This is a genomic window from Burkholderia sp. KL41, from assembly GCF_057005415.2.
In genome coordinates, this window is the sequence record NZ_CM174447.1 from 2522239 (window position 1) to 2535734 (window position 13496).

Genomic DNA, 13496 nt, shown 5'->3' on the forward strand with positions numbered 1-13496 from the left:
TCCGCGCACCCGCCGGCCGGGCCGCTGGAATGCCCGGGTTCACACGGTGCGACCAGCGTTCCCGATCGATCGGAAGCGCACCTCCCTCGACTGAAAAACGCCCGGCCGCATCCCGTCCCGAACGAATGGCGCGCCCCTTGCCGCTCACCCGGCGGCCTGCCCACTCCAGGGCTCGATGCCGCGCCACGACCGCAAAATCGGGCACGTTTGCTCAATAAATCGCGCCACCTGCCGTTAATGGATTAACAATCTCCAATAAAAAAATCCCGCCGATCACCCAATCCATTCAAATAAATTTCAATTGATCGATAAGAGGCCAATTCCCCTCTCTTATCGTCGAATTGGACATTTCCATCCCCAACCCCCCCGCCGTACAAGGCTTCCAAGCCTCACCCCCGTTTCATTTCTCATACGAAATCAATCATTTCGACAGCAATTCAATTACATTACACAAAATTACACAGATCGAATAATTGCCGTCGTTACGATCGTCTTCAAACAAGAATCGGCGCAGTTCGACCATCGCGCACGCACCTGCCGGAAAGGCAGGCACGCGCCCGGCCGGGCTGACATCGTGAGGTGCCAGGGAGGCATCGCGCAGTCGCACGACTGCATCTACTTACCAGCTCGTTACGGGGATCGAACATGGGCTATCAGCAGGGTTTGAGCGGGTTGGCCGGCGCGGCGAACCATCTCGACGTGATCGGCAACAACATCGCGAACGCAAACACGGTCGGCTTCAAGCAGGGGCGCGCGAACTTCGCCGACATGTACGCGAATTCGGTCGCGACGTCGACCAACACGCAGATCGGCATCGGCACGCGGCTCGCGTCGGTGCAGCAACAATTCGGCCAGGGGACGATCAACACGACGAAGTCGTCGCTCGACATCGCGATCAACGGCAACGGCTTCTTCCAGATGTCGAACAACGGCGTGACGACGTACTCGCGTGACGGCGTATTCCACCGCGACAAGAGCGGCGCCATCGTCGATTCGCAAAACCGCAACCTGATGGGCTATGCGGCAGGCCCGGGCGGCGCGATCAATACCGCGGCGACCGTGCCGCTGCAGGCGCCGACCAACAACATCGCCCCGCAGGCGACGACGAAGATCACCGGCCAGTTCAACCTGAATTCGCAGGACAAGGTGCCGGCCAAGACGCCGTTCAACCCGGGCGACAACACGACGTACAACTACAATTCGTCAATCCAGGTGTACGACACGCTCGGCGGCTCGCAGCAGGTGTCGATGTACTTCACGAAGAACGCGGCCGGCACCTGGCAGGCCTACGCGGGCGTGCAGGGCCAGACGCCGACGAATCTCGGCACCGTCACGTTCGACACATCGGGCCGGATCACCTCGACGACGTCGGCCGCCACCGGCCAGCCGACGCCGAGCCTCGGTCAGTTCGCGTTTTCGATCCCCAACGCGTCGGGCGGCGCCAATCCGCAGAACCTGACGCTCGACCTGGGCGGCACGACGCAGTTCGGCGGAAAGAGCGGCGTGACCAACCTCGCACAAGACGGCTTCGCGAGCGGCACGCTGACGACGTTCTCGATCGGCACCGACGGCAAGCTGACCGGCAACTACTCGAACGGCCAGAGCGCGGTGCTCGGCCTGATCGCGCTCGCGAACTTCAACAACCCGAACGGGCTCGAGAACATTGGCGGCAATCAGTATGTGGAAACCGCCGCGTCGGGCGTGCCGCAGATCTCCGCGCCGGGCAGCACGAACCACGGCACGCTGCAGGGAAGTGCGCTGGAAAACTCGAACGTCGACCTGACGAGCGAGCTCGTGAACCTGATCAAGGCGCAGCGCGATTACCAGGCCAATGCGCAGACGATCAAGACCCAGCAGACCGTCGACCAGACGCTGCTGAACATGCGCTGACGCGCACATGAAAAACGCGCCGCGCCGGCCTTGATATCGTCAAGGCCGGCGCGGCGCGCCATCTTGTGCAACGCGGCCCGCGCATCGCGGGCCGGACACACGAGCTTACTTGTCGAGCAGGATGCGCAGCATGCGGCGCAGCGGCTCGGCCGCACCCCACAGCAGCTGGTCGCCGACCGTGAACGCCGACAGGTATTCGCCGCCCATCGCGAGCTTGCGCAGGCGGCCGACCGGCACCGTCAGCGTGCCCGTGACGTTCGCCGGCGACAGGTCGCGCATCGACGCTTCACGCTCGTTCGGCACGACCTTCACCCAGTCGTTCGCCGACGCGAGGATGCCGTTGATCTCGTCGAGCGGCACGTCCTTGTTCAGCTTGATCGTCAGTGCCTGCGAGTGGCAGCGCATTGCGCCGATCCGCACGCACAGGCCGTCGACCGGGATCGAACCCGGCTCGCCCATCGCCGGCTTGCCGAGGATCTTGTTGGTTTCCGCGCCGCCCTTCCACTCTTCCTTCGACATCCCGTTACCGAGATCCTTGTCGATCCACGGGATCAGCGAGCCGGCGAGCGGCACGCCGAAGTTGCTGGTCGGCATCGCGTCGCTGTTCATTGCGGCCAGCACACGGCGGTCGATGTCGAGGATCGCGGATGCCGGATCGGCGAGCTGCTCCTTCACCGCGCCGTTCAGCGTGCCCATCTGCGACAGCAGTTCGCGCATGTTCTGCGCGCCCGCGCCCGATGCGGCCTGGTAGGTCATCGCCGTCATCCAGTCGACGAGGTTCTCGCGGAACAGGCCGCCGAGCGCCATCAGCATCAGGCTGACCGTGCAGTTGCCGCCGATGAAGTTCTTCGTGCCCTTGACGAGCGCATCCTTGATCACGTCGAGGTTGACCGGATCGAGGATGATGACCGCGTCGTCCTTCATCCGCAGCGACGATGCCGCATCGATCCAGTAGCCGTTCCAGCCTGCCGCGCGCAGCTTCGGGAACACGTCGTTCGTGTAGTCGCCGCCCTGGCACGTGATGATCACGTCGCACTTCTTCAGCTCGTCGACGTTGGTGGCGTCCTTGAGCGTAGTCTCGTTTTTCGCGAACGACGGCGCTTTGCCGCCCGTGTTGCTGGTGCTGAAAAACACCGGTTCGATCAGGTCGAAATCGCCCTCTTCCTGCATGCGCTGCATCAGGACGCTGCCGACCATGCCGCGCCAACCTACGAGACCTACGTTCATGACTAACCCTTTGATGGAGCTTCCCCGCCATTTCCGTCCCCGGTGTGACCGCGCGGGGAAAGAGGCGGGCACGACGGACGATCAGCGTTTAATGATCGTTTTCGTGGTAATGGTTTTCGTGATGACGATGGCGCGCGCACCCGCACGGGCAATGTTGCCGTGGAGTTTCAAGACCGGGGAGATCAGGGAAATTTGCGCCATCGTTCGAGTCTACACAAAGCCGGTTGCCCGCACAACGGCCAACCGCGCGCGAACCGGCCGATTTCGCGGCCCGTTCGCGCCCTTTCTACTTGCTTGCGTTACAGCGCCGCGACCACCGCGTCGCCCATCGCCGTCGTGCCGACCTGCTTGCCGCCCGGCGTCGCGATATCGCCCGTGCGGTAGCCCTGTTCGAGCACCGTTTTCACCGCGCGCTCGATGCGATCGGCCTGCTCCGCACGATTCAGCGAGTAACGCAGCATCATCGCGGCCGACAGGATCGTCGCGAGCGGGTTCGCGATGCCCTTGCCCGCGATGTCCGGCGCCGAACCGTGCGACGGTTCGTACAGGCCCTTGTTGTTCTTGTCGAGCGACGCCGACGGCAGCATGCCGATCGAGCCCGTCAGCATCGACGCTTCATCCGACAGGATGTCGCCGAACATGTTGCCGGTGACGATCACGTCGAACTGCTTCGGCGCCTTCGCGAGCTGCATCGCCGCGTTGTCGACGTACATGTGCGACAGCTCGACGTCCGCGTACTCCTTCGACACGTCGATCATGATGTCGCGCCAGAACTGCGACGTTTCGAGCACGTTCGCCTTGTCGACCGACAGCAGCTTCTTCGCGCGCTTGCGGGCCGCCTGGAACGCGACGTGCGCGATGCGGCGCACTTCCGGTTCCGAATAGCGCATCGTGTCGAAGCCTTCGCGTTCGCCCGCGAACAGGCCGTCCGGTGCGGCACGCACGCCGCGCGGCTGGCCGAAGTAGATGTCGCCGTTCAGTTCGCGCACGATCAGGATGTCGAGGCCCGCGACCAGCTCGGGTTTCAGTGGCGACGCATCGACGAGCTGCGGGTAGCAGATCGCCGGGCGGAAGTTCGCGAACAGCTCGAGATGCTTGCGCAGCCCGAGGATCGCCTGCTCGGGGCGCAGCGCGCGTTCGAGCGAGTCGTACTTCCAGTCGCCCACGGCGCCGAACAGGATCGCGTCGGCTTCCTTCGCGAGCGCCAGCGTCGCGTCCGGCAGCGGATGACCGCTTGCCTCGTAGCCCGCGCCGCCGACCGGCGCCTGTTCGAGTTCGAACTTCTCGTCGAGTGCGTTCAGCACCTTCACCGCTTCATTGACGATTTCCGGACCGATGCCGTCGCCGGGCAGCACTGCAATCTTCATGCGAAATTCCTGACTGGATAGGTTTTATGAGGCAGGCCGGCGAGCGCGCCGCCGGCACGCCCGCCCGAAAGGCACGTCAGCCGACCAGCTTGGTATTGAGCCACGGCTGCTTCACGAGGCGCTCGGCCTCGAACTGGCGAATCTTGTCCGCGTGGCGCAGCGTGAGGCCGATGTCGTCGAAGCCGTTCAGCAGGCAGTACTTGCGGAACGCGGCGATCTCGAACGGATATTCGCGGCCGTCGCCCGCACGCACGACCTGCGCGTCGAGGTCGATCGTCAGTTGAAAACCGTTGAACGCAGCCGTCTCGTTGAACAGGTGATCGACCTGCTGCTCGGTCAGCACGATCGGCAGCAGCCCGTTCTTGTAGCAGTTGTTGAAGAAGATGTCCGCGAAGCTCGGCGCGATGATCGCGCGGAAACCGTACTGCTGCAGTGCCCACGGCGCGTGCTCGCGCGAGCTGCCGCAGCCGAAGTTCTTGCGCGCGAGCAGCACGGATGCACCCTGGTAGCGCGGCTGGTTCAGCACGAAGTCGGGATTCAGCGGACGCTTCGAGTTGTCCTGGCCCGGCTCGCCGTGATCGAGGTAACGCCATTCGTCGAACGCGTTCGGACCGAAGCCCGTGCGCTTGATCGACTTCAGGAACTGCTTCGGGATGATCGCGTCGGTGTCGACGTTCTCGCGATCGAGCGGCGCCACGACGCCGGTATGTACTGTGAATTTTTCCATGATCCGTCTATCCGGTTGGAGGGCCGGCGTTCAGCCGGCGCACATCGACAAATTCTCGGCGGGAATCGTCACTCCGCGGCGCGCTTCAGCGCATTGCCGGCGGCGTTGACGTCCTGCCCGAAGCCCTGGACGGTATTGCAGCCCGCGAGACCGAAACCCAGCCCCGCGAGCGCCAGCGCGGCAACCAGCCGCGTGATGACCTTCGATGCCGTCATGCGTTACCCCAGCTTGCGAATGTCGACGAAGTGACCTTCGATCGCCGCGGCCGCCGCCATCGCGGGGCTCACGAGGTGCGTGCGACCGCCCGCGCCCTGCCGGCCTTCGAAGTTGCGGTTCGACGTCGACGCGCAGCGCTCGCCCGGATCCAGCCGGTCGGCGTTCATCGCGAGGCACATCGAGCAGCCCGGCTCGCGCCATTCGAAACCGGCATCCGTGAACACCTTGTCGAGCCCTTCGCGCTCGGCCTGCGCCTTCACGAGGCCCGAGCCCGGCACGACCATCGCGAGCCGCACGTTCGACGCGACGCGACGGTTCAGCTTCTTCACGACGTACGCGGCTGCACGGATGTCCTCGATGCGCGCGTTCGTGCACGAACCGATGAAGATCTTGTCGACCTTGATCGACTCGATCGGCGTGTTCGGCTCGAGCGCCATGTAGGCCAGCGCGCGCTCCATCGCGTCGCGCTTGACCGGATCCTTCTCGCGTTCGGGATCGGGCACGCGACCGTCGATCGACGTGACCATTTCCGGCGACGTGCCCCACGTGACCTGCGGCACGATCTCGGCCGCGTTCAGCTCGACCACGCGATCGAACTGCGCGCCTTCGTCCGACTTGAACTGACGCCAGTATTCGACGGCCTGATCCCATTCTGCGCCGGTCGGCACGAACGGACGGCCCTTCAGGTAATCGATGGTCGTGTCGTCCACCGCGACCATGCCCGCGCGCGCGCCGGCTTCGATCGCCATGTTGCAGACGGTCATGCGGCCTTCCATCGTCAGCGCGCGGATCGTCGAGCCGCCGAATTCGATCGCGTAGCCCGTGCCGCCGGCCGTGCCGATCTTGCCGATGATCGCGAGCACGATGTCCTTCGCGGTACAGCCGCGCGGCAGCGCACCCTCGACCTTCACGAGCATGTTCTTGCTCTTCTTCTGCAGCAGGGTTTGCGTGGCGAGCACGTGCTCGACTTCCGACGTGCCGATGCCGTGTGCGAGCGCGCCGAACGCACCGTGCGTCGACGTATGCGAATCGCCGCACACGATCGTCATGCCCGGCAGCGTCGCGCCCTGCTCCGGCCCGATGATGTGGACGATGCCCTGGCGCACGTCGTTCATCTTGAACTGCGTGATGCCGAACGCATCGCAGTTCGCGTCGAGCGTGTCGACCTGCAGCTTCGAGACGGGATCGGCAATGCCGTGGCTGCGATCGGTGGTCGGCACGTTGTGGTCCGATACGGCCAGGTTCGCGCTGATGCGCCACACCGGACGCTGCGCGATCTTCAGCCCTTCGAATGCCTGCGGGCTCGTGACTTCATGCAGCAGCTGACGGTCGATGTAGAGCAAAGTCGTGCCGTCTTCCTCGGTGTGGACCACGTGGGTGTTCCACAGTTTGTCGTAGAGAGTCTGTGCCATGGGTATGCGGGGTCGTTGTGACTACAAGCCTTGCGGATGCGGTCGATTATGCCACGCAGAACGCGTCACGGCGCGGGCCGCACGCGAAAAAACCCATTAAAAACAGTGGTTTGGCTGGTAGTGCCAATACCTGTATCGGCATTACCCGGCAAATGCGGACGCGCACGGCGCGGCGGCGGTTGCAGCCGTCGCGTGGGGTGCGTGTCACGGCGACACGCGCCGGCCGGCTGCCTTCGCGGGGTCGGTATCGCGCTGCACGCAGAAGCGCTGCGCGTCCTCCGGCGAGTGGAAGCGGCCGTTGCGGAACAACACCCTTCGCTGCGACGTGCCGTGCAGCGAAGGCGTCTTGAACGGCCGGTAGCTCGCGATTGCGCCGCACACCGGACGCCCGGAACGTGAAGCCGTTCGGCAGCGGATGCCGCGAGTGCCCCGCAGCGTCAGCCGTTCGGGTATTCGCGGGTGATCAGGTCGAGCCGCAGCATCCCGAGTTGCACGCCAACGTTGCTCAGCAGGTAAAGATCGCGGCGGCGCAAGGCCGGCATCTGCGCGGACGCGTCGTAGAGCGACGGCAGCGTCAGGCCCGCCGGCACCGCGGCCTGCATCCCCGCGGCATTCGACACGCGCACGGCAATCGACGCCTGATCCGAATGCGTGACGACACCGACGTTGCCGAGTGCCGACGCCGAGCCGGCCTGCCTGACGATCGCGGTTACGACGCCGTCGGGCGTCGGTATCGGGCTGCCGGCGGCCGGCGCCGGTGTCGCGATCGACGTCACGCCGGCCGTCAGCCCGTATTTCGACGCGAGCACGCTCGCGACTTCCTGCTGCGCAAAGATCCGCGCGGCAACCTTCTGGCGCAGCAGGAACACGGCGTCGGCAATCGCCTCGTTCACGGGGCCGGGCACGGGCGCGGCGCCGGACGACGGCGCGGCGCGACTGCCGAAGCCGAATGCGGCAATCGTGTTGATGGCCGTGGCCTGGACGGTCGGCGGCGTCCACGAGAAAAACGTCTCGAACAGGTAACCGGCCTCGTCGGCGGCGGCTGCGCGGTCGTTCAGTTCGTTCGTCAGCTTGCCGAGCATCTGGCGTTGCAGTTCGGCATCTGAAACGGGAGCGTCGCCGGCGAAGCCCGGCGTGCTGGCGGCACCGGTCGCGGCAAGCGCGGCAGCGGAAGCGAGGAAATGGCGGCGGGTCTGCATGGTCATCGGAATCGGGAGGGAAAAAGAAAGTGCGTCAGCCCTTCGGGAACGCCTGCATCGTCGCGCCGACCGCGCGGGCGAGCATCTGCGCATACATGTCGTGCACGAGGTACAGGCTGCGGTTGCGCGTCCACGGCTGGCCCGACTGCGGGTCGTAGCGCGTCGGCAACGGCACCTCGGCAACCGCGGCCGCCTTCATGCCCGCCTGCTGCGAGGTCTGGATGCAGCGCTTCGCGTGATCCCGATGGCCGACCACCGCGACGCTGCCCATCGCTGCCGCGCCGCCCGCGCGCGACACGGCCTCGGCGGCCACCCCGGCCGTGCTGAGGTACACGATCGTGCCGTCGCTCGCGATCACGGGCTCGATCGACGACAGCACGTCGGCGCCCATCCCGTATTTCGACACGAGAAAACGGGCGATCTCCCACTGCGCGTAGACCTTGACCGGCTTCAGTTGCCGAATGCGGTAGACGGCGTCCGCGAGCGCTTCGTTGACGGGCCCCGGATCGGGCAGCGCGGACTGGTTGACGCCCGTGCTCGACGTATTGCCGCTCGCCGCGTTGGGGCGATTGCCGAAGCTGTACGCGACGATCGCGCCGGCCTGGGCCGCCGGCATCGTCGGCAGGTCCCAGGCAAACCCGACGTCGGTCAGCGCCGGCTGGATCGCGCCGACCGTCGCGGCATCGCCGAGCTGCGCATTCAGCTTCGCGGACATCTGCGCGGCCAGCGCGGCGTCGGTAACGGGCATCGACGTGACGTCGTCGCCGCCGCATGCGCTCAGCAGCGGCACCGCCGCGACGGCCGGCGCGGCGGCCAGGAATTTTCTGCGTGAAGAAGCCAGCGGATTCAGTTTCATGAGAAATACGAAATGATGCGAATGACGTCGACGCGATACCTCGGCGTCGCATTCACGGTCACGGGAAATCGCAATCGGGCGAGTCGCGCAAGTGGCGACGGACGGCAGTACCGCAGCGCGGACCGAATCGCCGCGCTTCCGTCGATTGACGAGCCCGGATCGTAGTCGGCGTTTGTTAAATTGCGGTGAAGCTCGCGAGCCAATACGCGCAATCTCGTCGTCGTTTCGCGGATGGATGCCTGCGTTTCACATAGGGTGAGCGCCTGCGCGATTCGTTCCACGGATGGCGATCATGCGCCCCGCGCTCCGCGCGACTTCCCCGCATGACGCGCTACGATGGCGCAACGCACATGGGCAATCCCCACGACCCGGACCCGGAGTACACGACGATGAAGCTCGGCCTGAACGAATCGCTCGCCCGTCTCGACGAAGCAGGCACGCTGTTCACGACGCTGTTTCGCCACGGCACGCTCGACGTCGAGCTGTACCGGCCGCGCATCGAGGACAAGCAGAAGCCGCACACGCGCGACGAGGTCTACGTGATCGCCACCGGCACGTCGCACTTCGTCGTCGACGGACGCGAATGCGCGGTCGCGGCCGGTGACGTGCTGTTCGTCCCGGCACACGCCGACCACCGCTTCACCGGCTTCTCCGGCGACTTCTCGACCTGGGTGTTCTTCTACGGCCCCGAAGGCGGCGAACGCGGCGCGTAGCGCGCGATCGCGATGCGCGGCACTTTTCCCGCGATCGCCTAGACTGTCTATTCGCAGCGGGCGGCGCGCGATGCGCGGCCGCCCGATCGTCACGATGCCGGTGGCGGCCGCTTCAACGAACGGGAAAACAGCATGCGATACGAACTGTATTACTGGCCCGAGATCCAGGGCCGAGGCGAATATGTGCGGCTCGCGCTCGAAGCGGCGGCAGCCGACTACGTCGACGTCGCGCGCGAATCGGGGCGCGGCATGGGAGTGCCGGCGATGATGCGCATGATGGACAGCGCGAAGGCGGAATGCGTGCCGTTTGCGCCACCGTTCCTGAAAGCCGGCGACCTGGTGGTCGGGCAGACCGCGAACATCCTGCTGTTTCTCGGCGCGCGGCTCGGGCTCGCGCCGGACGACGAAGCCGGCCGGCTGTGGGTGCACCAGCTTCAGTTGACCGTGGCCGATTTCGTCACCGAGATCCACGACACGCACCATCCGATCGCAAGCGGCCTCTACTACGAGGACCAGCAGGCGGAAGCCGCCGAGCGCGCAGCCGATTTCCTCGAGAACCGGCTGCCGAAATTCCTCGGTTATTTCGAGCGCCTACTCGGCCAGAACCCGCACAAGAGCGGCTACATCGCCGGCCACGCACTCAGCTACGCGGACCTGTCGATGTTCCAGTTGATCGAGGGGCTGCGTTACGCGTTTCCGAAAGCGATGAAGCGCGCGGAGCGGAAAATCGCGGCGCTGGTCGCGCTGCACGACCGCGTCGCAGAGCATCCGCCGGTGGCGCGTTATCTCGCGTCGGAACGGCGCATCCCGTTCAACGACATGGGCATCTTCCGGCACTATCCGGAGCTGGACAAGTAACGCCGGCACCGCATCCGCGCCGCTTCAGGCAGGGCGCCGATGCCCCGCTCACGCGACGACCGGCGTCTCGTGCAAATGGCGCCACACGATCAGCCCGTCCGCCTCGCGCCGGAACACGACCGTCGAGCGCCGCACCGTGCGCTGCCCTTGCGCGTCGGTCTGCGTCTCGCGATAGCCGATCGTCGCGCCATCGGACCACACGGCAAGCCCGCGCAACTCGTCAATGTCGATCACCAGCCCGGGGCGCGCGCCGTGCCCGTGTGAAAACAGCGCATCGATGCCCGCGTAATCGAGCACCGTGCCCGACATCGTGATCATCGAAAATCCCGGCGAAAAGCGCGCCATCAGCGTCGCGAGCCGCTCGGGGCCGGCACGGCCGGACAACCAGCACGCGATGTCGGCAACGGTGTCGACGACTTCCTTGAAATACGGGTTCGGCAAATTCATAAGGCTCTCAGGTTCTCACGAGTGGGATGAAACGGGTTGCGCGACCGGCGCACGGTGTGCGGGAAGCCGCGCAATCAGGCCCAGCGGCAGCAACGTCAGCACGACCGCCAGCCCGAAGCACCAGCGGTACGGCGCGAGCGACGGCCCGTTCGCGTCGAACGCCAGCAATGCATTGAGTGCGCTGCCGAGCACGGCCACGCCGACGCAGAAGCTCAACTGGCGGTTGATGTTCCACAGCGCGCTCGCGTCGCCCATCCGGTCGGCAGGCACATCGACGAACGCCGCGCTTTGCGACGTGCTCGTGCACAGGCTCGCGCCGAACCCCATCGCCGCGAATGCCGCGATCCGCATGGCTTCGACGCCGGCCCAGGGCGTCGCGAGCAGTGCGATACCGACGCAATCGATCGCGATGCCGCCCGCGAACAAGGGTTTCGCGCCGTGGCGCGCGAAGCAGCGGCGCGTGGTCGCGATCGCGAAGCACGCCGCGATCGCCCACGGCAGCATCAGCGCGCCGGCATGCGCGGCGCTCAATCCGAGCGCGTTCTGCAGATAGAGCGACGCGACGAGGTTGACGCCCGTGAAGATGCCCGGCACGCACAGATAGACCACCACGCCGGTTCGCAGCAGCGGCTGGGCGAGCAGGCGCAGGTCGACGACCGGCGACCGGGCGCGACGCGCATGCGCCGCATAGCCCGCACCCGCCGCGCTCGCGACGGCCAGCATCGCGAGCGGGAATGCCGCGCCGCCGGGCTGCCCCGCGGCGGTCAGCCCGAGCAGCAGCGCGACGAGCGTGACCGCACTCAGGCCGAGCCCCGGCCAGTCGAGCCGCGGCGGCCGGTCGCGCGCGCCGTCGCGCGGCAGCCATACGAACGCGAGCGCGCAGGTCGCGGCCGCGATCGGCAACATCGCGAAGAAGATCGCGCGCCACGAACCGCGATCGACGATCGCCCCGCCGATCGCCGGCGACAACGCCGGCACGAGCAGCGCGACCATCATCACGACGGACGTGAGCCGCGCCCGCGCCTGCGGCGGATACGCGCGATAGGCCATCGTCTGCCCGACCGGAATCAGCAGCCCGCCGCCGAGCCCCTGGACCAGCCGCCACGCGAGCAGCGTCTCGATCGACGGCGACGCGCCGACGCCGGCACTGCCGAGCCCGAACAGCAGCAGCGATGCCGCGAACACGCACCGCTCGCCGCAACGGCGCGCGAGCCACGTGCCGAACGGAATCACGACGGTCAGGCCGAGCACGTACATGTTGCCGACCCACGCAAGCTGCGCGACCGACGCATGCAGCTCGCGCTGCAGCGCCGGATACGCGGCGTTCAGCATGAACATGTTCGCGAGGTCGATCGCGAAGCCGAGCAGGTAGACGGCGGCGATTCTGGAACGGTCTGACATGGCGGCGGGAACATCACGAAACGCCGCAGTGTAGAAGCCGGCACGCGTATCGGTAAGCGGCCGGATGCGACGAGTCCCGTCGCAATTTTTTGACAATCGGATCACGCCGCCCCGACGCCGTAGCGCCGTAACGCCGTGCGGCCGCACATTCGGGTACCCTTCGAGCGATCCAACACCCAGACAGGACCCACGCCCCAACCATGGTGAGCCTCGATCGTTTCGCCGTTTTCCGTGCCGTGGTCGAAGCCGGTTCGTTCACGGCCGCCGCCACCGCACTGAACCAGGCGCGGGCGGCCCTCAGTTTCAACGTGAAGCAGCTCGAAGCCGAGCTCGGCGTCACGCTGCTCACACGCACGACCCGGCGTGTCGAGCTGACCGACGCCGGCGAGCGCTTCTACCAGCGCTGCCTGCGCGTGCTCGACGAAGCCGAAGGCGCGATCGACGAGGTGCGCGGCGAGCACGGCGGGATGCAGGGCATGCTGCGCGTGACGTCGACCGTCGAGTATGCGGCGCGCGTCCTCGCACCGATGCTGCATGCGTTCACCGCGCAGCATCCCGCGTTACGCGTGCGGCTCGAAACGCATACGTCGCAGGCCGATCTCGTGCGCGACCGCTTCGACGTCGCGATCCGGCTCGGACGCCACGAGCACTTTCGCGACCTGCCCTATCGCGGCGTCTGCCTCGCCACCTACGACGTACTCGCCGTGATGGCGCCTGACCTGCCGGCGAAGGCCGGACACCCGAAACCGGCGTCGCCCGACGACCTCGCCCGCCTGCCGCAGCTCGGCCACAGCCGGCTCGAGCGAATCGCCGAATGGACGCTCACCGATCGCGCGGGCAACGAACATGCGTTTCGACCGGCCGCGAAGCCTCGCGTCGTCGTCGACAACGCATCGGTGTTGAGTGAACTCGCGCGCCAGGGCAGCGGCGTCGCGCTGCTGCCCGAATGGCTCGTGCGCGACGATCTCGAAAGCGGCACGCTGGTCGATGCGCTGCCCGCGTACCGGTTTCCGCAGCAGAACGTCTACGCGCTGTACGTCGCGACGCGGCACGTGCCGCAGAAAGTGCGCGCGTGGGTGGACTTCATGAAGGCACGGTTGCAGCACGCGCACTGAGCGCGGTTTGCGCGCGCCGCCGCGCGCGGGCCGTCGTTGCGGAGCCGGCCGTCCGATACGACCGGCTT

At 66.3% G+C, this 13496-nt stretch carries 16 protein-coding genes; 4 read left to right on the forward strand and 12 right to left on the reverse strand.

Annotation, left to right across the window (positions count from 1 at the left end):
• Positions 1-421: 421 nt before the first annotated feature.
• A complete protein-coding gene (locus PQB87_RS28660) occupies positions 422-607 on the reverse strand; it encodes a hypothetical protein (RefSeq protein WP_146756376.1) in 186 nt (61 codons plus the stop codon).
• A 38-nt stretch (positions 608-645) separates the two neighbouring features.
• On the opposite strand from PQB87_RS28660, the gene flgE reads away from it, so the two are divergent.
• Positions 646-1890, forward strand: a complete 1245-nt coding sequence (flgE, locus tag PQB87_RS28665) for a flagellar hook protein FlgE (protein ID WP_431208540.1) — start codon at positions 646-648, stop codon at positions 1888-1890.
• 105 nt (positions 1891-1995) lie between these two features.
• Here the strand turns inward: flgE and asd are convergent, their stop codons facing one another.
• The 9 genes from asd to PQB87_RS28710 all read right to left on the reverse strand — a co-directional run bounded on the left by asd (position 1996) and on the right by PQB87_RS28710 (position 8894).
• On the reverse strand, positions 1996-3117 hold the full coding sequence (asd, locus tag PQB87_RS28670; protein WP_027791140.1) for an aspartate-semialdehyde dehydrogenase: 1122 nt from the start codon (positions 3115-3117) through the stop codon (positions 1996-1998).
• Positions 3118-3198: 81 nt separating this feature from the next.
• Positions 3199-3318, reverse strand: coding sequence for a hypothetical protein (locus tag PQB87_RS28675; RefSeq protein WP_021158720.1), 120 nt, complete (start codon positions 3316-3318; stop codon positions 3199-3201).
• A 98-nt stretch (positions 3319-3416) separates the two neighbouring features.
• Complete coding sequence (gene leuB / locus PQB87_RS28680; RefSeq protein ID WP_021158719.1) at positions 3417-4484, reverse strand: 3-isopropylmalate dehydrogenase; 1068 nt, start codon at positions 4482-4484, stop codon at positions 3417-3419.
• A gap of 76 nt (positions 4485-4560) precedes the next feature.
• On the reverse strand, positions 4561-5211 hold the full coding sequence (leuD, locus tag PQB87_RS28685; protein ID WP_027782620.1) for a 3-isopropylmalate dehydratase small subunit: 651 nt from the start codon (positions 5209-5211) through the stop codon (positions 4561-4563).
• A 68-nt stretch (positions 5212-5279) separates the two neighbouring features.
• A complete protein-coding gene (locus PQB87_RS28690; RefSeq protein WP_027791137.1) occupies positions 5280-5426 on the reverse strand; it encodes an entericidin A/B family lipoprotein in 147 nt (48 codons plus the stop codon).
• A gap of 3 nt (positions 5427-5429) precedes the next feature.
• Entirely contained in the window at positions 5430-6839 is a 1410-nt protein-coding gene (leuC, locus tag PQB87_RS28695; protein ID WP_021158716.1) for a 3-isopropylmalate dehydratase large subunit, read from the reverse strand.
• A gap of 204 nt (positions 6840-7043) precedes the next feature.
• Positions 7044-7220, reverse strand: a complete 177-nt coding sequence (locus PQB87_RS28700; protein ID WP_489243061.1) for a hypothetical protein — start codon at positions 7218-7220, stop codon at positions 7044-7046.
• Positions 7221-7276: 56 nt separating this feature from the next.
• Positions 7277-8038: a Tat pathway signal protein gene (locus tag PQB87_RS28705; RefSeq protein ID WP_489244300.1), complete on the reverse strand. Its 762-nt coding sequence runs from the start codon at positions 8036-8038 to the stop codon at positions 7277-7279.
• Positions 8039-8072: 34 nt separating this feature from the next.
• Positions 8073-8894 carry a hypothetical protein gene (locus tag PQB87_RS28710; RefSeq protein WP_174413221.1) on the reverse strand — a complete coding sequence of 274 codons (822 nt, stop codon included), beginning with the start codon at positions 8892-8894 and terminating at the stop codon, positions 8073-8075.
• Between the two features lie 389 nt (positions 8895-9283).
• On the opposite strand from PQB87_RS28710, the gene PQB87_RS28715 reads away from it, so the two are divergent.
• Together PQB87_RS28715 and PQB87_RS28720 are read left to right on the forward strand one after the other, a co-directional pair.
• Positions 9284-9607, forward strand: a complete 324-nt coding sequence (locus tag PQB87_RS28715) for a cupin domain-containing protein (RefSeq protein WP_059622071.1) — start codon at positions 9284-9286, stop codon at positions 9605-9607.
• A gap of 132 nt (positions 9608-9739) precedes the next feature.
• Positions 9740-10465 carry a glutathione S-transferase gene (locus tag PQB87_RS28720; protein ID WP_489243062.1) on the forward strand — a complete coding sequence of 242 codons (726 nt, stop codon included), beginning with the start codon at positions 9740-9742 and terminating at the stop codon, positions 10463-10465.
• Positions 10466-10513: 48 nt separating this feature from the next.
• Here the strand turns inward: PQB87_RS28720 and PQB87_RS28725 are convergent, their stop codons facing one another.
• Together PQB87_RS28725 and PQB87_RS28730 are read right to left on the reverse strand one after the other, a co-directional pair.
• Positions 10514-10912, reverse strand: a complete 399-nt coding sequence (locus PQB87_RS28725) for a hypothetical protein (protein ID WP_027791131.1) — start codon at positions 10910-10912, stop codon at positions 10514-10516.
• Between the two features lie 15 nt (positions 10913-10927).
• Positions 10928-12313, reverse strand: a complete 1386-nt coding sequence (locus PQB87_RS28730) for an MFS transporter (protein ID WP_489243063.1) — start codon at positions 12311-12313, stop codon at positions 10928-10930.
• Between the two features lie 200 nt (positions 12314-12513).
• Between PQB87_RS28730 and PQB87_RS28735 the strand changes: the two genes are divergently transcribed.
• On the forward strand, positions 12514-13428 hold the full coding sequence (locus PQB87_RS28735) for a LysR family transcriptional regulator (protein ID WP_489243064.1): 915 nt from the start codon (positions 12514-12516) through the stop codon (positions 13426-13428).
• Positions 13429-13496 lie beyond the last annotated feature (68 nt).